The following is a 24,529-nucleotide window of genomic DNA, read 5'->3' as shown; positions in this document are numbered from 1 at the left end:
TTAAAAGGAGAACAAACGAATGTTTCAAGTATTTAAGTCTTTTTCTACAGAATTGAAGTTTTATTTACTGATGAATGCCCTCTTTTCCTTTGGGGGAGTTTTGTCAGGTATTTTTCAAAGTGTTTTCCTATGGAAGCTGGATAAAACTTATTCCTTGCTGGCCCATTATAGTTTGTATTGGTCGATTGCACTCATTTTTTGTTTTGGACTTTGCGGGTGGCTTGCTCGGAAGACGAGCCCAATGATTACGATGCGATTAGGCTTTGTCTTTTACCTAATCACCTATTTAATTATGCTTATTTTCCATGATACATTACGAGATCATATTATGTTGTTAGGGTTTTCAAATGGGTTGGCTATGAGCCTATATTATGTCGGCATGCACTTGGCGGTGTTGGATTTAACTACGAACGATAACCGTGATCAATTTTTATATGTACAAGGAATTTTATTTACCATCGGCGGTGTCATCGGACCGGTTCTGTCAGGGATTATCATCTCACAATTTGAGGGTATGTTTGGTTATTATGTTGTTTTTATTGGAACCTGTGTTTTCTTTTTTATTGCCTTTTTAACCTCTTTAAAGGTAAAGGGTCATCCGATTACCACCAAAAGTTACTTTTGGGAAGTCATCAAGAATCCATCGAGGGAATGGAAGAAGATGTATAAGGTCATGTTTGCTGATGGGATTGTATCGGGCGTGTACGGAACCTTCTTAATTACAATGATTACCTTCAAAGTCGCTGGCGGAGAGTTGAGTCTAGGTATTTATAATACAGCCGCAGAACTTGTTGCGATTGCTACATTCTATGTACTCGCTAGGTACTCTAATCCGAAATATCGTCTCGCCATTTATACGATTGGTTCGGTCAGTATATTCTTGAGTTCTGTTCTGTTATCCATTTTTCCTGTCATCCTTTCGCTGGTTGTTTTTGGGGTCATCTCACCTTTAGCACAGAATATGATTACGAACTCGATGAGCGCGATGATTTACGAGGCGATTGAGAAGGATCCAGACTACAAGGAAAAGCGGTTAGATTATATCATTATCCGTGAAATTCCACTTGGAATAGGAAGAATCATCGGTGTAGCTTTGTTTTTAGTGATGAGAAAATACCTTAATTTTGACCAGCTTTTACCGATATCGTTTAGTCTTTTTCCGATTGTATATGTCATTATGATTCCATCACTCTATATGATTTGGAGAAAGTCGAAAAAAGTTTCAGTACTTCGTTCTAATCAATTATAAGTTTGGGAGGTATTATCTATGTTGGGTGCCATTGAAGCAGGAGGGACAAAATTCGTTTGTGCAGTCGGTAATGAAACGGGGCAGATAATAGAACGAATCCAGATTCCAACGACAATCCCTGCTGAAACAATGCCGCAGGTGATTGAATTTTTTAAAAAATATCCTTTAACATCCATCGGGGTGGGTTCGTTTGGCCCGATTGATGTGATCAAGGAAAGTCCTACCTATGGTTACATAACCTCCACACCAAAACCAGGTTGGAACCATTATCCTCTTGTGCAGGTTTTAAAAGAGGCATCTTCAGTACCTATTGGATTCAACACCGATGTAAATGCAGCTGCATTGGGAGAAGCAACCTTTGGCGCTGCTAAAGGATTGGACAGCTGCTTGTACATTACGGTTGGTACAGGAATTGGAGCAGGGGCGATTGTTCAAGGCGAACTCCTCCAAGGGCTTTCACACCCTGAAATGGGACATATCATTGTTAGACGTCATCCTAATGATCCATACAAAGGAAAATGTCCGTATCATCACGATTGCTTAGAAGGGCTTGCAGCTGGACCAGCGATTGAAAACCGGTGGGGTGTTAAAGGTGATCAGCTTGTAGACCAAGTCGAGGTTTGGGAGTTGGAAGCTTACTATCTTGCGCAGGCTCTAATGCAATATATCTTAATTCTATCGCCGAAAAAAATCATCCTCGGCGGTGGAGTAATGAAACAGAAACAAGTATTTACTTTTATTAATAGATATTTAAATGAATTTATTAATGGGTATGTAGCTTTGCCGGAGCTTACTGATTATATAGTCAGTCCTAGCTTAGGTGATAATGCGGGGATAACTGGCGCGCTTATGCTCGCTCATCAAGCATTGCAAGCTGAGAATGAATGAATTTGGGAGGAATAAATTATGCAGCCATTATTATTAAAACCAGTTTTTAAAGAAAGAATTTGGGGTGGAAGTACTTTACGTGAGGAATTTGGTTATGAAATTCCAAGTGATCAAACAGGAGAATGCTGGGCGATTTCTGCCCATCCAAATGGTCCTTCTATTATTGAAAATGGCCCTTATGCAGGTATGGCCTTGGATGAACTATGGAGTAAGCATCCAGAGTTGTTCGGAAACTCAAAGGAAGAAGTGTTTCCACTTTTAACAAAAATCTTGGATGCCAACATGGATTTATCGGTACAAGTCCATCCAGAAGATGCGTATGCGAACATTCATGAAAATGGTGAGCTTGGTAAAACTGAATGCTGGTATATTCTCGACTGTAAAAAAGATGCCGACATGATTTTCGGACATAATGCAAAAACAAAAGAAGACTTAATCCAGCAAATAAGTGAAGGAAAGTGGAACGAATTGCTCCGAAGAGTGAAAATTAAACCCGGTGACTTTTTCTATGTACCAAGTGGAACGATTCACGCTCTGTGTGAAGGTACGCTTGTCTTGGAAACGCAGCAAAGCTCTGATACCACCTACCGCGTATATGATTATGACCGTCGTGATTCGGAGGGGAATCTGCGCGACCTTCATTTAGAAAAGGCAATTGATGTAACGACTGTACCCCATCATGAAACAGGTTTTTCACCGGTGGTTGAAGAACGGGAAAATGTTACGATAACCATGTTTACGAAATCTGAGTTTTTCTCCGTATATAAATGGGATATTGGCGGAAGATCTGTATTTTCTTTTACTGATCAATATCTGCTTCTTAGTGTCATTAAGGGAGATGGGGTCCTTGTTCATGACGGAGAGCGTTATCCATTAAAAAAAGGAACCCATCTCATTATTCCAGTGGGATTAGGAGAATTTGAAATCGACGGAAATTGTGAGTTGATTGTTTCTCATACCTAGACCATAGGTATAGACCATAGGGACGGTTCTGATGGCTTTTTATCTTTTAGTACCATTGATGAGCTGCACAGGTGCTTAGGCGTTTAGGGCATCTTCTTTCTATGAGTTTGAAAAAGGAAGGAGCGAGATAGTGATTATCAATGTCGATTTAGTAGCAAGACTAATAGACGAACAGTTTCCAGAGTGGTCTCATTTAACTATCAAACCGGTAAACAATGGTGGACATGATAATAGAACATTTCATTTAGGTAATCATATGAGTGTCAGGTTACCTAGTGCAGCGGCCTATGCTCCACAGGTGGAAAAGGAACAAAAGTGGCTTCCCATTATTGCTGAAAAACTTTCATTGTCCGTTTCTACTCCAATCGCAAAAGGAAAACCGAATAAAGAATATCCGTGGTCCTGGTCCATCTATAAATGGCTTGAGGGAGACACTCTATCTCACAACAATATTGATAACCTTAATCATCTAGCAAAGGACTTGGGGTCATTTTTAAAAGAGTTACAGGCCATTGATGCTAGTGGGGGTCCGCTAGCTGGTCAGCATAATTTCTATAGAGGCAGTTCATTATCTATATACAATGAAGAATCTAGAAATGCCATTGAAAACAACAGTGACACTTTTGATGGTGGTCTGCTGCGTGAAATCTGGAGCTTAGCTTTAGATTCTGAATGGGAGTCAGATCCTGTTTGGCTGCACGGTGATATAGCAACAGGCAATTTATTAGTGAAGGATGGAAAGCTCTGTGCCGTTATTGACTTTGGAATAGTAGGAATAGGAGATCCTTCTTGTGATGCTGCAATAGCTTGGAACTTCTTTGATGATGCCAGTAGAGAAGTATTTAAGAATGAATTGAATTTTGACGAAGGAACCTGGAATCGAGCGCGGGGATGGGCTCTGTGGAAGGCATTAATCACATATGACTCTTACAAAAATAATGATAAAGTGAGAGCGGAAGAAGCATCTAATACTATATGGACTATAATCAAAGATTACAAAAACTAATCAAACGATTGATTAGTTTTTTCTTTACTTGGAGGACATTAGGGACAGTTCTGATGGCAAAGTTTGAAATTTCTCCAAATCAGCAACTGATTCAACCTCTTACTAATCAAACGTTTGATTAACGCCGTTTTTGTATTTTAGTAGTTTCTAGTATCTTAACTGTTTTTCGACAAATACCTTTCCTGAAATCAAGAAAAAACCATTTAAGAAAGGGGTTTACCCGCTATTTAATCAAACGTTTGATGAGTAGATTTTGAGTTAACTAATCGTTTGATTAGAATTGCATTATGTGCTGATAATACTGGGTTTACTCCTCTTTAGCAGGAAGAAAATTGTCGAGAAAATGAATTAGTAGAAAACAGTCGTTTTGTCTACTATATAGATATAAACGAATAAGAAGATAAAAAATAATGGGATTATAGTGTGTGGGTATAAGGAGTTAATTAGATAGGGAAGCTAGTTCCAGCTAGGTAGAACATTATAAATGCTGAGACTTTAAAGAAGTTTTAAAAGAGGAATGATAAAAAAGATGGAAAAACGAGATCTCGTCCAATATTTTATTGTAAATAAAGATCTATCAATGTCAAAGGGGAAAACAGCAGCCCAAGTGGCTCATGCTGCAACTCTAAGTACGATTAACCTGATGTCTTCGCAATCTCCTTTTCCTGAAAGGCACGATGATTTTGTAGAATGGATCCAGACCGGAATGAAAAAAATTATCTTAAAGGGTAAGCAAGCCGAGCTTGAAAAGTTAGAAAAAAGAGGATATTTCAGTATTCGTGACAGCGGCCTAACCGAGATTAAATCAGGTTCATTGACTGTTATTGCACTCCCGCCCATGGAAAAATCTGAAGCAAAGGAAATCGTCGGACACTTAACACTGCTTAAAAACTAAACTTGGAGAAGGTTAACTTGGCTCTTTTTTTAAGTACCCCCTTAACTACTAAAAGTAGCTGAGGGGGTTTTTTTAGCCGTCAATAATCAGTGAAACGTTCTTTTGGGGAAATTTTTAAAAATGTGCCTCACAGAGATTAAATTCTCTTTTAACTGGCAATTACGTAAGTTTGGATGGAGCTATAATTGGACCGTGAGAACCGTCCCCCTGGCTACCTGGAAAGAGTCATAGTTGAACCGCAAGAACCGTCCCCCTGACTGTATTAAATGAAATTCTGTCATCACCGATATGCAATTGACACATTCCGCCAAAATGGGAATGTATTTTAACAGATTCTACTTTATGATTCTCCCATTTAAGGTCGATTTCGAATCCTCCTCGAGCTCGTAATCCCTTTACATATCCACTTGACCACCCGGACGGAAGGGCAGGGAGCAAGTGAATTTCTCCATGATGCGACTGCACGAGCATTTCTGCTATCCCAGCGGTGAATCCAAAGTTCCCGTCAATCTGAAAAGGAGGATGTGCATCAAACAGATTGGTATAGACTCCCCCCTTTTGAGAGATGCTATTATCTTCTGTTACCAGCTGCAGGAGATTGGATATTAATTTATGTGCTCTGTCACCATCTTTGAATCGAGCCCACAAACAAATCTTCCAGGCAAGACTCCATCCCGTTCCTTCATCTCCCCGCACCTCCAGTGACCTTCGGGCAGCTTCAAACCACTCCTTACCATCTGTTTCCGTAATCTGCCGTCCTGGAAAAACTCCAAAGAGGTGTGATACATGACGATGATGGGGGTCTTCATCTTCCCATTCCTTAAACCATTCTTGTAGAGTTCCATTACTGCCGATTTGCATCGGGAATAGTTTACTACGTACCTCTGTCAATACTTTCCGAAAATCTTCATCTATCTGCAAAACTTCAGAAGCTTCGATACAATTGGTGAAAGTATCCCATATCAACGACATGTCCATGGTTGATGATATGCTGACACCAGCTAGCTTGCCATCTGGTGTAACAAATTTATGTTCCGGCGAAGTAGAGGGAGCGGTGACCAAATTCCCGGTTCCGTCCTCCATCAGCCAATCCAAACAGAAAAGAGCGGCTTCCTTCATAGTCGGATACGCTTTATCTCGAAGATATGCCACATCCCTGCCGAAATTATAATGTTCCCACAGATGTTGAGATAACCAAGCTCCTCCTAATGGCCAAAAAGCCCAAACAGGATCGCCATGTCCGTAATCACCCACTGGTGCACTTTGGCGCCATAAATCTGCATTATGATGTGCGACCCATCCCCGACAGCCATAATTCACCGCAGCGGTTTTCTTCCCGTTTTGCGCCAATTCTTCAATATAGTCTAAAAGAGGTTTATGGCATTCCGATAGATTACATGTTTCTGCGGGCCAATAATTCATCTCAGCATTTATATTTAATGTGTAGTTACTGCTCCATGGCGGGCGAATCTGTTGATTCCATATTCCTTGAAGATTCGCGGGCTGTGATCCTGGCCTTGAACTCGCGATCATTAAATAACGGCCGTATTGAAAAAGCAATTCCACCAGCTTTGGATCCCTTGCGCCATAGTTTAAAACATATTGGTCCGTCGGTAAGCATTCAGGAGCAATCCTTTCACCTAAGTTAAGCTCTACTCTGTCAAATAGCGCCTTATAGTCCTCGATATGGGAACTCCGTAATTCTTCAAACGTTTTTCCCATTGCTGCCTCTAAAAATGCCTTTGCCGCGATAGAAGGATTTTTTCCCTCCCTAGCTGGCGACTTATCAAAGCCATTGAAACTGGTTGCAGCACTGAAGTAAAGTGTCACAGTGCTAGCGGAAGTTACATGTAGGCTATCTTCATTAACCTTAACGGAACCATTTTCTGTTTTTACACCTAAACGCCCTTCATATCTAATAGCGTCCGTTGAATCAGGATCCCCATAAACAACAGGTTGGTCTGTATGATAATAATTCGGATCCACATGCTCTGGGCAGATGCCTTGAAGTATCAGTTGATCTTGTTCGAAAGTAGTCTGAAATCTCAATGAGCTATCTAACTCTGCTGTAAAATCCAATCTGCCAGGTTGGCTGGCGTGAAGAGTGATGACAATTACCTGGTCTGGATAGGATGCGAATATTTCACGGGTATAGGTAACATCATCTATCACATATTCAACATAACTCGTTCCTGTTTTGAGGTCTAGCCCCCGCTCATAGGATTGAATATTTTCACCATGATGAAAGTGAATGTACAGATCGCCAAGTGGCAGATAAGATTGCGTGTATGGTCCAAGCATCTCCTTACATAGGTGATCAGCCTCTTCATATTTCTCATCCAATAGCAGCTTCCGTACCTTTGGCAGCAGTTCTTTTGCTTGTGGATTATTACAATCCTTTGGTGCTCCGGACCATAAGGTATCCTCATTTAATTGCAAATGTTCTTCACAAACTCCTCCAAAAATCATCGCCCCCAGCCGGCCATTTCCGATTGGAAGTGCTTCGTTCCACGTTTTAGCAGCTTGTATGTATTGTAACTTCATTCTTTTTCTCTCCCTTCATAGACGCCCTTCAAATTCCTATTCTTATCCATTCAGTGTGAGCCCTTCAAATTCCTTCCGTCCTCTATCCTGTTTTTATTGCACCTGATAGTTTTCACTGCATTGCAAAAAAATCCCACTCATGCAAGAAACTGAGTAATCCCCCTAAAAATCAACAATGTAAAACTTTGAAAAAATGTCTTGTTGTTGCAAGAGACAATCCACACTATAGTTCTACTTAAGTATAAAAAAGAGAAGGTGAAATATATGCGCGTGGTAAAGGTCGGGATAATTGGAACGGGTTTTTCCGCGAATGCTTGAAGGATGGCCACCAGATTATGAAAATCATTGAGGCTATTTTGGAAAGCCATGAAACAAAATAGTGGATTTCTGTCCAATAATATCTGAAAAAATGAAAGGAGAGGGGAAATGAGCTTAGAGGCTATCAGTATTCGCTTAGGAATGGCAGCCGTATTAGGAATTATTATGGGGCTGGAAAGAGAGCTAAAGCAAAAGCCATTGGGGTTAAAAACTTGCGTGGTGATTTCTGTGATCAGCTGTTTGATTACCATTGTATCAATCGAGTCGGCGGAAATGTATAGCAGCATGAATTCCAACATCCGAACAGACCCGATGCGGTTAGCGGCCCAAGTGATCAGTGGGATTGGTTTCATAGGTGCAGGTGTTATTTTAAGACGAAGAAATAATGAGATTTCTGGTTTAACAACAGCAGCAATTATATGGGGTGCATCAGGCTGCGGGATAGCAGTTGGTGCAGGATTTTATTATGAGGCTTTTATCAGCATCGGAATTATCTTGTTTTCACTTGAGATATTACCGGTTATTGTTCATTTGTTCATGCCGAAAACGATCTCTTCTAAAGAATTAAAAGTGAAATTTCTTATCATTAACCAAGTTGATATTTCAAGAATCATTGAAAAGATGAAACTTCAAAACTATAAAGTGAACGATGTGTATATTAAAGATTTGCAGGAAGGTCAGTATGAAATGGAATTGGTGTTGAACGTTCCAAAGCATAAAAATGCCTCCGAAATTTTTAACAGTATCAGAGAAATACGCGATATCAATGTTTTAGAGGTTGGAAGTAATTAAAAATAACTAGCTGCAAGAATGTGACACTGCTACAAAATAGTGCCTATTTTCTTGATAAATCAAGGTTTTTTTAACAAATAAGTAACTCTGGATATCATGATTACAAAAAATGAATATTGTTGCAGGTTTGTAAGCGTTTTATATTTTGGGTAATCAGAAAAGTTGATTTTAAATTTCATAGGAGGTGAAAGTGGTATGCAGATGAGCGGAGCCATGGGTGGCCTTTTCCGATTTAGTGAGTGGGCTATGAAATTGGCTTATCTCAATTTCCTTTGGATCCTGTTTACGATTTTGGGATTGGGTATATTTGGGGTCATGCCGGCAACCGTCGCGACCTTTACCATTGCCCGAAAGTGGCTGAAGCAGGAGGAAGATGTACAGATAGGAAAGACCTTTTTTTCCACATATAAGAAAGAATTTATCAAATCAAATGGCATTGGATTCATTCTTGCGATAATCGGAATGATTCTATATGTGAACTACCAGTATATCAATGTGATTGAAAATCCTTTCCTTCATATCTTGATTGTTTCTTTTATCTTTATGATGAGCATTTTCTATATGATTCTATTACTTTACATTGTACCGGTTTACGCTCATTTCGAGTTGAAGCTGTCGCAGTATTTTAAATACGCGCTGATGATTGGGATCATGAATATACCTTTAACGATCCTAATGATACTCTCTATTTATCTACTTTATTTATTTTTGATGTTTATCCCGGGACTTATCCCATTATTTGTGGTTAGTATGCTGGCATTGGTGATCATGGGCATCTCCTATTATGCTTTTTTACGGATTGAAAAACAGACAAGCGGTGGTCTCATCCCTCTGGTGATTAAGGGTTTAAGGCAGCTTGCGGCGAGTTTGGCTGGAAAAGCAAATAGCAATAATGTAAACCCTTCCATTAAAGGAGAAAGTCTACTAGAGAGAGGAGAAAGAGGATGAGTCAAGTCATAACAAAAGACGCACTGCCTACTGAATCAGCAGTATCAACACCTATTGTTGCAGCCAAGAAGCCTTTGGCGATCCGGATTTGGAAGGAAAGATGGTTATACCTGTTCATGCTGCCAGGTTTGCTTTATTTTATCATTTACAAGTATGTTCCGATGTGGGGAATGTTGATGGCGTTTAAAAACTATCAACCCCATCTGGGATTATGGGCCAGTGAATGGGTTGGTTTCAGACATTTTGAGCGTTTCTTTACTGAACCGGAATTTGGGATGTTATTGAAAAACACGGTCATTATCGCGGTGCTGGACCTTGTGATTTTCTTTCCCGTTACGATTATATTGGCGCTTATGCTGAATGAAATTCGAAAATCTGTTTTTAAAAGAACGATTCAAACCTTTGTATATGTTCCACACTTCTTATCGTGGGTTGTTGTTGTCGGGATCTTCTATATTATTTTCGGGACAGAAGGAGGAATCATCAATGCCATCCTTGAAAAGTTAGGGTTTGGAACCATTGATTTCTTAACGGATTCTGAATGGTTTAGGCCGATGATTGTCCTGCAAATGGTCTGGAAAGATGCTGGGTGGGGAACGGTTATTTTCCTTGCCGCACTAGCCGGCGTGGATTCTAATTTATACGAAGCAGCAAGTATGGATGGTGCATCTCGGTGGAGACAGCTATGGCATGTTACCTTGCCTTCGATCCGCAGTGTCATCGTCATCCTGTTAATCTTACGTCTTGGTAATTTCCTAGATTTAGGTTTTGAGCAAATCTTCCTTATGGTGAATGCGCTGAATCGTGAAGTCGGTGAGGTATTTGATACCTATGTTTACCGAGTTGGGATGCAGCAGGGGCAATTTAGTTACAGTGCCGCTGTAGGGTTGTTCAAATCAGCCGTCGCTTTCGTCCTTGTATTAGGAGCGAACTGGCTGGCGAAAAAATTTGGAGAAGAGGGGGTTTATTAGAGATGATAGAATCAAGAAGTTTAGGCAGCAAGATTTTCGATATCTTTAATCATACGTTTCTCTTACTTGTCGGTTTAATCGCGCTCTTGCCCTTTGTGTACATTGTCGTTACGTCTTTTAGTGCCACATCTGATCTGATCCCAACGAAGTTTACGACTGAAGCCTATCAATATATTTTTTCAGCAGATACATTCACGAAAAGTTTACTCGTTTCTGTGTTTGTTACCTTGGTAGGTACGTTTGTCCAATTAGCACTATCCTGCTTGATGGCTTACTCTTTGTCACATACCCATCTGCCAGGACGCAGCTTCTTCTTGATGATGGTGTTGATCACAATGCTATTTAGCGGCGGGATGATCCCGACCTACTTCGTAGTCCAGCAGACAGGTTTGCTTAATTCCCTATGGGCGTTAATTATTCCAAATGCCATCTCTGCTTTTTACCTGATTATCTTAAAGAACTTTTTCCAAAGTATCCCGGGTGAGCTGAAGGAATCAGCAAAAATTGACGGGGCACATGAATTGACGGTTCTGTTCCGTATTGTCCTGCCATTGTCATTGCCAGCACTCGCCGCATTTGGATTGTTTTACGCGGTAGGGATTTGGAATCAATATTTCAATGCGATTCTTTACATCTCAGATCCGGCACTTTATCCGGTTCAGGTCATTTTAAGGCAGTTGATTATCTTGAGTTCGGGAGCAATCGGGGACTCTTCATCGATTGAAACCATTCCTTATCACGGACAATCAATCCAGATGGCAGTTATTGTCGTTGCGACACTTCCAATCATTATCTTGTATCCATTTTTACAAAAGCACTTTGCCAAAGGCGTGCTGCTAGGCTCAGTAAAAGGATGAGTTCCTTACCTCATCATTAAATAAAAAAATAAAGCGAAAAAGGGGAATCAGTATGAGTGTATTGAAGGGGTTAAAAAAGAAAAAGAGATTGGGATTATTAAGCACTGCACTATTAGGATTAACACTTTTCACAGCAGGATGCTCAGATGATAAAGCAAGCACGGAGAGCAAAGAAGGGGCAAAAGACAAGGGTCCGTTTGAGATGTCACTAATGTTTAACTTTGATGGTGTTGAATTCCCAAAAGAAGGTAACGAAGTTGAGAAAATCATTGAAGAAATGACGAACACAAAGCTAACGGTTAATCCGTTGCCAGGTACTGCTTTTGAAGAAAAACTTCCGGTTATGATTGCTTCTGGTGAGTTTCCGGATGCGGTTCCGATTCCGAGAAGACATCAGCAATATCCATATGTGTTAAATGCCGTACAAGGCGGAGTTTTCTGGGAGATTGGACCGTATTTAGATGAGTTTAAGAATCTTTCAAAAATTAATAGTCAAATCTATGAAAACATTAAATATGATGGTAAGACGTATGGTGTCCCAAGGGTTCGTCCAATGGCGCGCAGGGTTTTCATCTATCGACAAGACTGGCTGCAGAATCTTGGCATGGAAGAGCCAAAAACAATCGAAGAGTTCCACAAAATGTTACGTGCCTTCACGTTTGACGATCCTGACAAAAATGGCAAGGATGATACGTACGGAATTGTCATGAACCAAGGTCAGCCATTTACGTACTATGCACCATTCTTTGGCGCCCCTAATAAGTGGGAAGTAAAAAAGGACGGCAAATTTGTTCGCGATGTTACCACGGATGAGTTTTTAGAATCACTTAAATTCCAAAAACAACTCAATGAAGAAGGTCTTATGAATAAAGACTTTACGGTTATCGATCGTCCAGAGTGGACAGCTGCGGTTGAAACGGGTCAAGCTGGGGTCATGATTGACACCTCCAACTCTACTCAAAATATAGAGTTAGGTGCCCAGAAATCCAATCCGAATGCAAAGTTCAGCATGTTCAGCATCCTGGAAAATGGAAATGGAAAACGAATTTTTGCGGAAGGCGGACATAACGGGTTCTTCCTATTCCCTAAAGCAAGCCTCGAAACAGAAGATGAGTTGAAAAAGGCGCTTAAATTCTTCGATGATCTTGCGAGTGAAGAAGGTTCAAACCTATTCGCGTGGGGTATTGAAGGTGTGCATTATAATGTGGTTGACGGTAAAGCGGAAAGAATTCCAGATACGAATGCGGATGATGTAGGTGCTTATGGTGCTCCATTAGCCACTCTTACTCCGCTTGACAATGCGATGGAAGGTACGTTAACACCGTTGGCTGAATTAGAATTGAAGTTAACAAAGGAAAACGAGCAGTATATGGTCTCAGATCCAACATTGGCCCTTGTTTCCGATACGTATTTAGAAATGGGTGAGCAATTGGAGGTCCTTCTCGATGATGCACACGTAAAGTTCATTATGGGTGAGCTCGATGAAAAAGGCTGGAAAGCGGCCGTAGAAGAATGGAAGAAACGCGGCGGCGATAAGATTGCCAAGGAATATGAAGAAGCTCAAAAGAAATCCAAAGCGAAAAAATAATTCAGTATATCAGATCCTAAAGAGTATCTTAGGATCTGATCCTGTTTAGGAGGAGATAGAATGGCAGGAAAGTTGAAGGTTGGAATTATCGGAACAGGCGGAATTGCTATGGGAGCGCATATCCCCGCTTACTTGAAGTGCTCGGATAGAGTTGAAATTGTGGCAGTTGCGGATGTTAATCTTGCGCAGGCCCAAAAGTGTGCAGAGAAGTTTTCCATTCCGCATGCATTTGACAGCTATGAAACCATGTTCGATGAAGTGGAATTGGATGCAGTAAGTATTTGTACACCGAATAAGTTTCACTGTGATGCCACACTGAAAGCATTAGAGGCCGGATGCCATGTTTTGTGTGAAAAGCCTCCGGCAATGAGTTATGAAGAAGCGGTAAGGATGGCCACAGCTGCAAACAGAGCAGGAAAGATACTAACGTACGGTTTCCATTATCGTTATACACCAGAAGTGGAGGCGTTAAAACGATTTGTCGATGCCAACGAACTGGGTGATATATATAGTGTAAAAGTGACGGCGATGCGTAGACGCGGCATTCCAGGCTGGGGGGTATTTACCAATAAGGAGCTCCAAGGCGGCGGTCCACTCATTGATATTGGTGTTCATATGTTAGACGCGGCCCTCTATTTAATGGGGTACCCTGAAGGGGAAACGGTATTGGCCAGTACGTATCAGAAACTAGGAAACAAACCTGGAGTGGGATTAAGTGGTCCTTGGGATTGGGAGAATTTCTCGATTGAAGACCTGGCTGTTGGCATGATCAAATTCAAGAACGGTGCGTCACTCCTGTTGGAAACGGCTTTTGCCGCTAACATTGAAGAAGACGATGTGATGCAAGTGGAGTTATTGGGTGACAAAGGCGGCGCGAAGGTATTCCCGCTGAAAATCTATCAAGAAAAGCATGATACTTTAGTGGATTTAACCCCAGTTTATTTACAGGGGGAGAAGCCAAGGGTTAAAGAAATAGAGGCATTTGTTAACGGCTGCCTTGGCGGGGTTCACCCAAGCAGTAACCCAGAACAAGGGGCTATCTTACAGCATCTTGTTCAGGCAATCTATCAATCTGCTGATGAAAACAAGGCGATTAGTATGAGTGGGGTGGAAGTATGATAAAGGTTGCGATGTTGAGTCGCTGGCACGTCCATGCGAATGATTACGCCCGCGAGGCCTTGGCAAACCCTGACATTGAGATTGCGGTGGTTTGGGATGAAGAGCCTGAACGAGGAAGACAATGGGCTAGCGAGTTAGGGGTTCCATTTGAAGAAAACTTGAGTGCGGTGCTATCAAATCCTGATATTGATGGTGTCATTATTGATACTCCGACATTTATGCACAAACAAGTGATGCTCGAAGCGGCAAAACATAAGAAGCATATTTTTAGTGAAAAGGTATTGGCGTTTACCACTAATGACTGCGATGAAATCTTTTCTGCTGTAGACGAAAACGGTGTTCATTTGATGTTATCGTTAAAGCGGCTGAATGATGATTATTATTTATATGCTGAGAAAGCTGTAAAAGAAGGGTTGCTAGGCAGGATAAACAGTGTTCGCTGCCGCCTGGCTCATGGGATGGGGCTTCCGCTTGAGGGGAAACCATATGGGAAACTTCCTCCCTACTTTTTTGATCCGAAAGTTTGCGGCGGTGGAGCATTGATGGATTTGGGTGCCCATCCGATTTATTTAACCAATCGCTTAGCCGGGAAACCAAAAGGGGTTTATGCAAGATTAGAGTCAACACTCGGGCATGAAGTGGATGATAATTCTGCTGTCTTAGTCGATTATTCTTCTGGCGTACTAGGCATCATCGAGGCAGGTTTTAGCTCGAATGACTCCTTTAGACTGGAGCTGCACGGAACGGACGGGCAAATCATCATTGAAAAGGGTGGTTTGAAAATTAAAAGCATTCATGTGAATGATGGACAATGGTTCACGCCTAGTGAACTGCCTGCAAAATTGCCTAGTGCAATGGAGCAGTGGGTGAAGCAAATCCAGGTAGCTAGTGAGCCTAGTATTACGCGGGAGGATATGTGGCGATTGACGCAGATCAATGAAGCGGCGCTTGTTTCCCATGCTGAGGGCAGAAGAGTGGAACTAGCCAGTTATGGAGGTAGAGTTTGATGAAAAAAAAGGAATTGATCATTTTTTTAGATTGCGGCGACACGATTATCGATGAAGGAACGGAAATCAGGGATCAATACGATGTGGTTGTAAAAGCAGACGTGATTCCGGGTGCAGACACTATGGTGAAAACCCTGCATGACAAAGGATACCGCCTTGTATTAGTGGCAGATGGATTGGCGCAATCTTTTAAAAATATGTTAACAGATCATGGTTTATATGATTACTTCGAGGCGATGATTTACTCTGAAAATATCAAGGAATTGAAACCAAGTCCGCGCATGTTTAAAGCGGCAATTGGCGCTATTGATCTCTCAGAAAAAGACTTTGACCGTGTAGTAATGGTCGGAAATAACCTGCGACGAGATATTAAAGGAGCAAACTTACTAGGAATTAAAAATGTGTTCATCGACTGGGCGCCAAGATACACCAAGAGCCCTGCCGATGAAACAGAAGTGCCGACGTATACTATCAAAGAACCGATGGAATTGATAGAGTTGGCGGAAAAGCTTAATGAGGAGATATCTTTGAAGAAGGCGACGCTTTAGCAGGAGGGTTATTTGCTAATTGGTCGGCATACGAGAGTATTTTTCTAGTATGTGAGAGTAAATGGCGCTTATGCGAGAGTAAATTTTGTTATGTGAGAGTAATGGCAGCTTATGCGAGAGTAAATTTTGTTATGTGAGAGTAATAGCTGCTTATCCGAGAGTAAATTTTGTTATGTGAGAGTAATAGCTGCTTATCCGAGAGTAAATACCGTTATGTGAGAGTAAACCCACTTATCAGAGAGTATTCGCCACTATATGATAGTCGCCAACCCATATCACCTTGAGAGTGATATGGGTTTTTTCTGCAGATCTTTTCGTGCCCTAAAGGTGGTAGAAACCGAGAACCCGGTCACGAATACCATCTATTTGTGCCCGGAGAGTGTCAGAACTCGAGAATACGGTCACGAATAGCATCTATTTGTGCCCGAAGAGTAATAGAAACCGAGAATACGGTTACGAATAGCTTCTATTAGTACCTGAAGAGTGGTAGAAACCAAGAGCCCGGGTCACAAATAGCCAGCACCCTCAGAGGTCTGACTACTTAAAAACCAGATGATTTTTTCGCATTACTCCCTTATAATACATAATTATATTTAATTTGCTAATTTTTCAGAAATTTAGACAAACTTAAGGGGGGAAACAGTTGCTGAGATTTTTGAAGAAATCGAGGAAAAGTCTGGGGGTTGGCTGGAAAAGTCGTTACTTTCGGAAAAATTTTGTTCTCATCTTACTTATTACTTTTATACCAGGACTCATCTCAGGGGTCGGGATCTATCTGTTTGGTGCCGGCAAGGTTGAAAACGAACTAACCCACTTACATGAGAACCAAATTGACGAAAGGGCCAAGAATATTAATGATCAATTAGACGTTCTTGAAATGTCCATTGCTCAGTGGGCATTTGCTCCGCATTTTCGCAAAACGTTGAATGAAGTTGACTTTGTCAGGGAGTTTACCACAACCAGAGAAATCAAAAAGTTTCTTGGCGTTCTAGAAGGCAGTCAGCCGTTGATCGATAATGTTGAATTGTTTGTTGATAAGGAAACACCTATTCTTTTTCGGCCCAATTACACGACCGTGAAAGAAGATAGTGTAAAGAATTTTTATCGCGACATCTTAGCGAAAAAGAAAAGTATCAATTGGGTGGAACAGGGACCTTCTAAGAGTAAGGGACATACCTCCATGATGTTGGTGCACAACCTTGGATTCCGAACAAATTCTGCTTATGGGACTCTTATTGTAAAAATAGACCAATCAAGACTTACCGAAATTGTGAATACGTTGAACCCATATCCAGAAGGGGCAGCGTTTTTAGTGAATCAAAACAATCAAATTTTAGTAGAGGCCAATCATACGAATTCACCCAAAATTGTAAGCGTTTTAAAGAAGGAGTTGGACAAGCGGGGCAGCGATAGTGGAATGTTTACCTTTGAGTATGAAGGGGAAAAGTATTCTGTCTCACATGGTACCCAGAAACGAATTAATTCCGAATGGACCTATGTTTCAGCGGCTCCGATGACTTTCATTACCTCGCCGATTATCTTTATCTCAAAGTTAATTATCGCTATAAGCGGGACGGGCCTTATCATTGCGTTCATCATGGCCTGGTTTGCCTCTAAAAGAATTTATCGTCCAGTGGCCAAACTGCTTCATTTAATGGATAAAGAAGATGAAGTAAGTCAATGGAGAAGGCAGAAGGGCAAAGATGAGTTTTCATTGATTGAGCAGCAAATTCAGGACCTTGCAAAGGATAGCAGAAACCTGCAGGAGCAATTATCTGCACAGATACCACAATTGCTGAAGCGGTTTTTAAGCCAATTAATTCAGGGATATTTGTTCAACCAGACCGAGGAGCAGTTAAGGGAGCGTCTCGAAAACTATGGATGGAAGGTCGACCAGCACCTGTTTATGTTGGTGGATGTTCGAGTAACGGGGATTGTTGAACTGGATGAGAGCAATCAACATAATGATGAGCGATTAATCGCTATGGCTGTGACGAATGTTTTGGAAGAAACTGCAGACGAAATGTTTGGGCAATACAACTTAATGGACTTCCATGATCTTTCGGTTGGGATGTTAATCGCTTACCCTAGTCAGGAGGAGATTCGGGAGGATGTATACGAGTTTATCCATCAAATTACCGAAATGATTAATCATAATTTCAATAAGCAAGTAACAGTCACAATTAGTAAACCAACTGAAAGTATCAAACAGATTCCACACATGTTTGAAGAAGTGAAACAAGGTGCGGGCTATCGTACGTACAACAATCATAATCAAATTATTGATTTAGCAGAGTTAAAGAAAGAGGATGCACTCCATCAGATTTTTTATCCCTTTGATATTGAAAAAGAGATTGTTCAGGCGATTCGCATGGGTCAGTTGGAAGAAGTAGAGAGATTGCTGTTTGAGTTTTTACAGAAACTTTCCGAAAAGGGCATAAATGAAATTAACATCCAACCAGGCATTATGCTGCTGTTTTCTAGCATTCAACATGAGATTATCCACTCAGGTATTCACCCTTATGAACTTTTCAAAGGCAGAAATATGTTTGAGGAATTATCGCAAATACAGGAGTCTAAAATGATTGTTCGCTGGTTCAAAACCAAGATCATTGTTCCGTTTATTGAAATGCTGGAAGAAAGAAGTGACTCTGAGCTTAAACAAATCGTCGATCAGGTGATTAAGGATATTCATGTGAACTATATGAAGGACCTATCATTAGAAAGCTATGCCGATCAAGTGGGAACCAACCCCTACACTTTTAGCCGATACTTCAAAAAGGCCATTGGCACCAACTTTATCGACTACATCACCCAACTTAGAATTGACAAAGCCAAAGAATTACTCCTGAACACCGACATGAAAATCAATGACATCTCAGAAAGCGTAGGCTATCGTCCGGGCTACTTCAACCGCATCTTCAAAAAGCAAGTAGGCATCCCGCCAAGCCAATACCGAAAATCTCGAGCCGCGCAGTAACTGTTTTAGCGAAACTGGTGAACAGGCACCACTTTTGTATTATTGGCAAATAGTGTTTCTAAGAGGAAAAGCGTTATACTAAAAGAAGGTTTAATAAATTTTATTATAGTTACAAAATAAGAGTAGAAATTCATAGAGAATTATGAAAAAATGTGTTGAATTTTGAAAATTGTTAAAATATAATCTAATTAAGTTAAGCGCTTTCCCTTAGAGGAATTAAAGATATAGACGAACATCTATATTTTTTTTAGAACTTTGGTAAAGCGCTTACCCGAACTCTGTACCATTCAACTAAGGGGGAAAATCTAGTGAAAAAGTTAAAAATCAGTTTGCTTTTATTGTTGTCTCTTATGCTGGTAGTTGTAACTGCGTGCTCGAACTCAGACAAAACCGCAAAAGATGGTAAGAAAGATGTGAAGCTTCAATTCTTTGTATCGGGAGATAATGTTGAAGGTGGAGCTTTAGCAGCCATGGCTAAGAAGTATACAGATGAAACTGGCGTTGAAATTGAAGTTGTAGATGTACCGTATAGCGATATGGCTACAAGAATCACAAACATGGTTCAAGCTGGAAATCCTCCTGCGTTAGCACGGACTTCGGGATTTAATCCAGTTTGGAAAGATAGTTTAGGAGATTTAGATTCTACTTTAAAAGACAAAAGTGTTCGTGAAGATCTTGCTATCAAGGATGAAGAAGGAAAGGTAAAGGCCATTCCAATTGATTTGACAGCTGTTGGGCTATTTATCAACAAAGATTTATTTGATAAGGCAGGCGTAGAATACCCTCAAACAGAAGATGATATCTGGACTTGGGATGAATTTGTAGCAGCATTAGAAACCGTACTTGATAAAACGGATGCAAGATATGGTTTGGTTATGGACCAATCCGATCACCGCTTATCAACCATGTTATATCAATTTGGAAGTAAAGGATTCTACGAAGAAAATGGCAAGTATACAACAAATCCTGAAACCAAAAAGGGTTTAGAATATTTCTTTAAGTTAAATGACAACAAAATTATGCCAAAGGCAGTTTGGTCAGCTGGTGAAGATCCATCTTCTATGTTCAAGAGCGGACAAGTAGCAGCTTATTATTCTGGTGTATGGCAAATTAAAGATTTCGAAAAGAACATCAAGAACTTTGAATGGGCATCCGTTTATATGCCATATGAAAAGGTCCGTGCAACTAACCTAGGCGGTAACTATATTGTGAAGTTCGAAGGTTCTGGAGTAGAAGAAGAAGCTCAGAAGTTTATTGATTGGTTATATACAAAAGAAAACTATCAAGAAGCTGCAAGCTTAGGCGGATACCTTCCTGTAGTTGAAGGTGCAGAGGTAGATTACGGTGTTGGTGAGGCTGGAACAAAGGCATATGAAATTTACCAAAATGAAATGGCGTCTTCTGACCCAATCGCAGCTAAGTTAAAGGCTGAACGTGATGTCCTGCAATTAACTTCTGAAAAAACACCTGGAAGCGCGATTAAAGATAATATCGTTAAGGCGTTAAACGGTGAACAATCGATTGACGATGCGATTAAGAATTCAGCTGAAGCATTAACAAAAGCTTACTCAAAGTAATGAATAAATCAATAGGGAATATTTGAAACAAATATTCCCTATTTCCTTAAAAGAGAGGTAATGGAAAATGTATCGCTATACATATAAAATTCAACCAAACCAGCACGTTAACCGATGGATTCACACTGATTTGAAAATAGAACCTTTCCAATCAGAAAAAACGACATTTGAGCATCCGGTGAATATTACAGAAGAATATGTACAAATTGTCTATCCAGGTCGTCAGCAATTCCTAGACAAACGCTTAAATGAGGACATTCAACTCACAGATTCAAACTTTACGAATATCTATTTCCCCTTTGAGAATACTCGGTTTGAGTTCTCATCATTTATTCCAACACCGCATTTACTAAGTGTTTATGCTAAGACATTCCTAATTAGTGAACATGATCAAACTATCCCTTTTACAATTAGCACATGTGGCAGTGTAGAAATTTGGGTTAATAATCAAAAGCAAATCAGCTGGACTCCGTATACTAGAAATCAAGTTTCTTTCAAGGAAATACAATTAACTCTAGCAAAAGGCAGCAATGAAGTCGTCCTTTATATGGATGATTTAGCAGAGCGTGATGTCAATTATTTTATGGAACTCAAGTACACAGGACAAACTGAATTAGAAGGATATTTTCCAGTGAATGTATCACCGGAAAAAATTAAGAAAGCAGAAGGATTACTCACTTCGCTTTATTTTTCAAAGGATCTTTATCATTCTGGTAACCTTGAAATCTATCTCGACAGAGACTATATAAATGATACCGAACAATTATTTATGAATGTAAATCGTAACAAGTTATTAAATCCTGTCTTAGTGAAACAATCGGAGGATGGAACTGAATCGAAATATGATTATGTTATTGCGATTGATCCAAATGCCAACCCACATTTATTGATGCCAGTGGATACTCTTCCAACGAATGGCTTAACGTATTTTGACATCGGAGTCGTGGTGGATGGAGAAGTGGAGGTCAGCCGCAGGATGGTCGCTTCTATTCTGGCAAAGGATTATTCCGAAAGAGCTTTCTCCGATGAATTGTCTGAACGGAAAAAACAAGCATTAGCGTTTTTCACTGAAAGCAAGACGCTGGACTTAAACGTTGGAATCGCAATGACACATCTTACTGGCAAGGTGGATGAAAAAGCCAAGGAACATATTCGAAGCTGTTTCAACGAAATTCAGAAGAAGGGTGATTGCGCAGATTTCAGACTTGCACCGCTCTTGGGGTATACCATCAAGTATCATGATGTGATCCCACAGGATTTCCATCAAGAACTGGAAGAGTTAGCGCTTAACTTCCGTTATTGGATTGATGAACCAGGAAACGATGTTATGTGGTACTTTAGTGAAAATCATGCCCTTCTCTTCCATGTTTCTCAGTATTTTGCCGGTCACCTTTATCAAGATAAGCTATTTGCGGTAAGTAACCGAACAGGGAAAGAGCAATATGAAAAAGGAAAGGAACGCCTAGAAGAATGGTTTGAAATCTTCTTTAAATATGGCTATTCTGAGTGGAACTCGACCACTTATCTGCCAATCGATCTAATCGGTTTCTTCAGCCTTTATGAAGCAGCTCCAGACGAAAACATTCGGGATCTGGCAAAAAAAGCATTGGATTTAACTTTTGAGATTATTGCGGTTAATCTTCATGGAAAAACGATGGCAACAACCTATGGAAGAGTCTATGAACATGATTTAAAGGCAATGGAATTAGGTGAGGTTTCAAACCTTGCATTCATCACGTGGAAAAAAGGAAATTTAAACACAGCAATGAGATCGACTGCCTTGTTCTGCATCTCAGACTATATTCCGCCGCAATTAGATCAGTATTTTGTTGAAGATGACTCGAAAGCAATATTAACTCAGTATATTCAAGGAATTAAACAGGTTTATACCTATAATTTTAAAACGAAAAACTACTGTATGAGTTCAGCGATTCATTTCAATGCCTTTAATCGCGGCCACCAGCAGCATTCTATGAATCTATCACTTGGTCAGGACAATACACAGGTTTGGTTGAACCATCCAGGAGAATCTGTGTATAGCGGTGAGAATCGTCCAAGTTTCTGGGCTGGTAATGGATATAGCCCAAATATTAGACAGTATAAACAAACCATGCTGCTAGAATATCGCATTCAAGATCCATTTATCCCCTTCATCCATGCCTACTTACCTTTCTGGAAGCTGGATGAAATGATTGAAAATAACAACTGGTTGTTTGTAAGAAAAGATAAAACGTATCTCGGAATCTACTTCAGTGAAGGGTATGAAAGAATTACCGAGGGGGCCGTAGCCTTTAGAGAAGTACGTTCTAATGGGAAAAATCATAAAGTAATCGTTACGATGTCTTCAGAGCATGAACATCAATCGTTTAATCAATTTATTAACGAACAATTGGAATCTACTATAGAGATCAATGACAATGACTGGTTCTATCAAAATAACCACATCGGTACTTTAGCTATGATTCAGGATGAACTATATGTGAATCAGAAAAAGGTCGAATATAACGCAGGTTATAAGGTTGAATGCGAATTTCTTGAGCTCTAACGAATGAGGGTGAACAAATTTGACTACTAGAAGAAAAGATAAAAACCACAAGTGGGCATTGGCATTTGTAATTGTGAACATGGTTTTATTCACTCTATTTTTTGCTTGGCCAGGAGTTTTAGGAGTTTACTATTCTTTTACCGATTATACTGGAATTAGTGCCAACTTTATTGGACTAGAAAACTATGTGAACCTTTTTCAAGACAAGAGTTTTTATAAAGCAATGGGACGTACCTTCCTTTACACTGTCCTTAGTGTCCCGTTGTTGTATGTATTTTCCCTGCTCATTTCCGTACTATTAGTGAATAAGTATACCAAAGGGAAGGGAATTGCCAAGATTATTTTCTTCTTCCCTTGGTTGATTTCTCCGCTGGTAGCGGGGGTCATCTTCCGTTGGATGTTTGGAGAAAGTTTTGGATTTATCAACTATGCCTTAGGATTAATTGGGATTGATCCGATTAGTTGGTCATCAGATGGGAACATGGCTCTTATGGTTGTGTTATTTGCAACGATTTGGGGAGGAACTGCTTTTAATATGTTAATCATGATGTCTGCATTAATGAACATCCCGAAATCCTACTATGAGGCTGCCGACATTGACGGAGCAAATGGATGGCAGAAATTCTTGAATATTACGCTTCCATCCTTAAAACCGACAACGTTTATGGTCATCTTGTTATCTGTCATCCATTCCATGAAGGAATTCGCGATGGTACAATCCCTGACAAACGGTGGACCTGGAACGGATAATACGTTCTTAGTGCAATACATTTACCAAACAGGGTTTGACCAGCGAAATATTGGATATGCAAGTGCAGTATCCATGGTGTTATTTGTAATCCTGCTCTTGTTCGCCTTAATTAATATGAAGGTTGAAGAAAGGAGTAAAATATGACTGCGAAAAGTAGAACGACTAGCATACTCCTTACCACCATTGTCGCAATTCTAGCGGTTGTTTATCTATTTCCAATTTTGTGGCTGTTACTGAGCTCCTTTAAACCGGGAAGTGAATTATTTAGTTATCCACTAAAGTTTTTCCCTGATGAAATTACTTTTGGAAACTATGAATATGCTTGGGCCACAATGGAATTTACGAAATATGTAATGAATACCTTGATGGTAACCGTTGCCACTACTGTCCTAACGGTATTAGCCAGTGCATCCTGTGGATATGCCTTGGCAAAATATAATTACAAATGGTTAAGTGTGTTCTTTCTTTGTATCCTAACCACCACGATGCTGCCAACCGAGGTTATTATGAATCCGACTTTTACCGTCATACAGACGCTCGGTCTCTATGACAGCTTATGGGGATTGATTATTCCTTCTATTAATACAGCAACTGGTATCTTTATGTTTAGACAGTTTTTCCAAACGGTTCCAGATGATTTATTAGAAGCAGCACGAATCGATGGGGCAAATGAAGGCAGGATCTTCTTTGGTCTTATGCTTCCTATTGCAAAACCAATCATTATTACGCTATCAATCTTTTCTTTCCAATGGCGCTGGAATGACTATGTTTGGCCATTACTCGTAATCAGTGATCCAAATAAATATACTGTTCAGGTTGCCCTCCGAAGTATAGTTGGTGCGGATAACATTGACTGGGTGCTGCTATTATCAGCTTCTGTGATTTCAATTTTACCAATGGTTCTGATTTTTACAGTTTTCCAACGATACATTATGGATACTGGAGCGAGCTCTGGATTAAAAGACTAAAGAGAGGTGACCCTA

At 40.3% G+C, this 24,529-nt stretch carries 19 protein-coding genes; 18 read left to right on the top strand and 1 reads right to left on the bottom strand.

From position 1 onward, the window contains the following. Nucleotides 1-19: 19 nt before the first annotated feature. The 5 genes from H0184_RS04165 (at nucleotide 20) to H0184_RS04145 (ending at nucleotide 5,001) form a co-directional block, all read left to right on the top strand. A complete protein-coding gene (locus H0184_RS04165; RefSeq protein ID WP_221821656.1) occupies nucleotides 20-1,249 on the top strand; it encodes an MFS transporter in 1,230 nt (409 codons plus the stop codon). Nucleotides 1,250-1,267: 18 nt separating this feature from the next. After that, entirely contained in the window at nucleotides 1,268-2,137 is an 870-nt protein-coding gene (locus H0184_RS04160) for an ROK family protein (RefSeq protein ID WP_221821655.1), read from the top strand. A gap of 18 nt (nucleotides 2,138-2,155) precedes the next feature. After that, entirely contained in the window at nucleotides 2,156-3,100 is a 945-nt protein-coding gene (manA, locus tag H0184_RS04155; RefSeq protein ID WP_260631426.1) for a mannose-6-phosphate isomerase, class I, read from the top strand. Nucleotides 3,101-3,227: 127 nt separating this feature from the next. After that, nucleotides 3,228-4,106 carry an aminoglycoside phosphotransferase family protein gene (locus H0184_RS04150; protein ID WP_221822423.1) on the top strand — a complete coding sequence of 293 codons (879 nt, stop codon included), beginning with the start codon at nucleotides 3,228-3,230 and terminating at the stop codon, nucleotides 4,104-4,106. 529 nt (nucleotides 4,107-4,635) lie between these two features. Then, nucleotides 4,636-5,001, top strand: a complete 366-nt coding sequence (locus tag H0184_RS04145) for an aminoacyl-tRNA hydrolase (RefSeq protein WP_221821653.1) — start codon at nucleotides 4,636-4,638, stop codon at nucleotides 4,999-5,001. 225 nt (nucleotides 5,002-5,226) lie between these two features. On the opposite strand, the gene H0184_RS04140 is transcribed toward H0184_RS04145, so the two are convergent. Continuing rightward, nucleotides 5,227-7,545 carry a glycoside hydrolase family 95 protein gene (locus tag H0184_RS04140; RefSeq protein WP_221821651.1) on the bottom strand — a complete coding sequence of 773 codons (2,319 nt, stop codon included), beginning with the start codon at nucleotides 7,543-7,545 and terminating at the stop codon, nucleotides 5,227-5,229. Nucleotides 7,546-7,971: 426 nt separating this feature from the next. Between H0184_RS04140 and H0184_RS04135 the strand changes: the two genes are divergently transcribed. From H0184_RS04135 to H0184_RS04075, 13 genes are all read left to right on the top strand, one after another. Next, the gene (locus H0184_RS04135) at nucleotides 7,972-8,655 is read left to right on the top strand and encodes an MgtC/SapB family protein (protein WP_221821640.1); all 684 of its coding nucleotides are present in this window, start codon (nucleotides 7,972-7,974) and stop codon (nucleotides 8,653-8,655) included. A gap of 195 nt (nucleotides 8,656-8,850) precedes the next feature. Continuing rightward, nucleotides 8,851-9,603 (top strand): YesL family protein, encoded by a 753-nt coding sequence (locus H0184_RS04130; RefSeq protein ID WP_221821638.1) that lies wholly within the window; start codon nucleotides 8,851-8,853, stop codon nucleotides 9,601-9,603. After that, nucleotides 9,600-10,574: an ABC transporter permease gene (locus tag H0184_RS04125; RefSeq protein ID WP_221821636.1), complete on the top strand. Its 975-nt coding sequence runs from the start codon at nucleotides 9,600-9,602 to the stop codon at nucleotides 10,572-10,574. Before H0184_RS04130 ends, H0184_RS04125 begins: the two co-directional genes overlap by 4 nt. Nucleotides 10,575-10,576: 2 nt before the next feature. Continuing rightward, on the top strand, nucleotides 10,577-11,431 hold the full coding sequence (locus H0184_RS04120) for a carbohydrate ABC transporter permease (protein ID WP_221821634.1): 855 nt from the start codon (nucleotides 10,577-10,579) through the stop codon (nucleotides 11,429-11,431). Between the two features lie 52 nt (nucleotides 11,432-11,483). After that, nucleotides 11,484-13,019 carry an extracellular solute-binding protein gene (locus H0184_RS04115; RefSeq protein WP_221821632.1) on the top strand — a complete coding sequence of 512 codons (1,536 nt, stop codon included), beginning with the start codon at nucleotides 11,484-11,486 and terminating at the stop codon, nucleotides 13,017-13,019. A gap of 60 nt (nucleotides 13,020-13,079) precedes the next feature. Continuing rightward, nucleotides 13,080-14,138 carry a Gfo/Idh/MocA family protein gene (locus H0184_RS04110; protein ID WP_221821630.1) on the top strand — a complete coding sequence of 353 codons (1,059 nt, stop codon included), beginning with the start codon at nucleotides 13,080-13,082 and terminating at the stop codon, nucleotides 14,136-14,138. Beyond that, entirely contained in the window at nucleotides 14,135-15,145 is a 1,011-nt protein-coding gene (locus H0184_RS04105) for a Gfo/Idh/MocA family protein (RefSeq protein WP_221821628.1), read from the top strand. The genes H0184_RS04110 and H0184_RS04105 overlap by 4 nt, the downstream gene beginning before the upstream one ends. Further along, a complete protein-coding gene (locus H0184_RS04100; protein ID WP_221821626.1) occupies nucleotides 15,145-15,693 on the top strand; it encodes an HAD family hydrolase in 549 nt (182 codons plus the stop codon). Before H0184_RS04105 ends, H0184_RS04100 begins: the two co-directional genes overlap by 1 nt. Before the next feature lie 643 nt (nucleotides 15,694-16,336). Beyond that, complete coding sequence (locus tag H0184_RS04095; RefSeq protein WP_221821624.1) at nucleotides 16,337-18,673, top strand: helix-turn-helix domain-containing protein; 2,337 nt, start codon at nucleotides 16,337-16,339, stop codon at nucleotides 18,671-18,673. Between the two features lie 308 nt (nucleotides 18,674-18,981). Then, on the top strand, nucleotides 18,982-20,250 hold the full coding sequence (locus H0184_RS04090; RefSeq protein ID WP_221821622.1) for an ABC transporter substrate-binding protein: 1,269 nt from the start codon (nucleotides 18,982-18,984) through the stop codon (nucleotides 20,248-20,250). Between the two features lie 67 nt (nucleotides 20,251-20,317). Then, nucleotides 20,318-22,795 carry a hypothetical protein gene (locus tag H0184_RS04085; protein ID WP_221821620.1) on the top strand — a complete coding sequence of 826 codons (2,478 nt, stop codon included), beginning with the start codon at nucleotides 20,318-20,320 and terminating at the stop codon, nucleotides 22,793-22,795. A gap of 19 nt (nucleotides 22,796-22,814) precedes the next feature. Then, entirely contained in the window at nucleotides 22,815-23,690 is an 876-nt protein-coding gene (locus H0184_RS04080) for a carbohydrate ABC transporter permease (protein WP_221821618.1), read from the top strand. Beyond that, entirely contained in the window at nucleotides 23,687-24,514 is an 828-nt protein-coding gene (locus H0184_RS04075; RefSeq protein ID WP_221821563.1) for a carbohydrate ABC transporter permease, read from the top strand. The genes H0184_RS04080 and H0184_RS04075 overlap by 4 nt, the downstream gene beginning before the upstream one ends. Nucleotides 24,515-24,529: the final 15 nt, after the last annotated feature.

The organism is Neobacillus niacini (assembly GCF_019749295.1).
Classification (GTDB): Bacteria; Bacillota; Bacilli; order Bacillales; family Cytobacillaceae; genus Neobacillus; species Neobacillus niacini_D.
Note: the sequence above shows the minus strand (reverse complement) of the source record. Positions and strands in the feature narration are given on the sequence as shown.

Bases quoted from the DNA above. Each gene is read 5' to 3' on its own strand.
- H0184_RS04100 (WP_221821626.1), top strand. From the start codon at position 15,145: ATGAAAAAAAAGGAATTGATCATTTTTTTAGATTGCGGCGACACGATT.
- manA (WP_260631426.1), top strand. From the start codon at position 2,156: ATGCAGCCATTATTATTAAAACCAGTTTTTAAAGAAAGAATTTGGGGT.
- H0184_RS04130 (WP_221821638.1), top strand. From the start codon at position 8,851: ATGCAGATGAGCGGAGCCATGGGTGGCCTTTTCCGATTTAGTGAGTGG.
- H0184_RS04135 (WP_221821640.1), top strand. From the start codon at position 7,972: ATGAGCTTAGAGGCTATCAGTATTCGCTTAGGAATGGCAGCCGTATTA.
- H0184_RS04125 (WP_221821636.1), top strand. From the start codon at position 9,600: ATGAGTCAAGTCATAACAAAAGACGCACTGCCTACTGAATCAGCAGTA.
- H0184_RS04085 (WP_221821620.1), top strand. From the start codon at position 20,318: ATGTATCGCTATACATATAAAATTCAACCAAACCAGCACGTTAACCGA.
- H0184_RS04140 (WP_221821651.1), bottom strand. From the start codon at position 7,545: ATGAAGTTACAATACATACAAGCTGCTAAAACGTGGAACGAAGCACTT.
- H0184_RS04110 (WP_221821630.1), top strand. From the start codon at position 13,080: ATGGCAGGAAAGTTGAAGGTTGGAATTATCGGAACAGGCGGAATTGCT.
- H0184_RS04145 (WP_221821653.1), top strand. From the start codon at position 4,636: ATGGAAAAACGAGATCTCGTCCAATATTTTATTGTAAATAAAGATCTA.
- H0184_RS04165 (WP_221821656.1), top strand. From the start codon at position 20: ATGTTTCAAGTATTTAAGTCTTTTTCTACAGAATTGAAGTTTTATTTA.
- H0184_RS04075 (WP_221821563.1), top strand. From the start codon at position 23,687: ATGACTGCGAAAAGTAGAACGACTAGCATACTCCTTACCACCATTGTC.
- H0184_RS04105 (WP_221821628.1), top strand. From the start codon at position 14,135: ATGATAAAGGTTGCGATGTTGAGTCGCTGGCACGTCCATGCGAATGAT.
- H0184_RS04120 (WP_221821634.1), top strand. From the start codon at position 10,577: ATGATAGAATCAAGAAGTTTAGGCAGCAAGATTTTCGATATCTTTAAT.
- H0184_RS04160 (WP_221821655.1), top strand. From the start codon at position 1,268: ATGTTGGGTGCCATTGAAGCAGGAGGGACAAAATTCGTTTGTGCAGTC.
- H0184_RS04115 (WP_221821632.1), top strand. From the start codon at position 11,484: ATGAGTGTATTGAAGGGGTTAAAAAAGAAAAAGAGATTGGGATTATTA.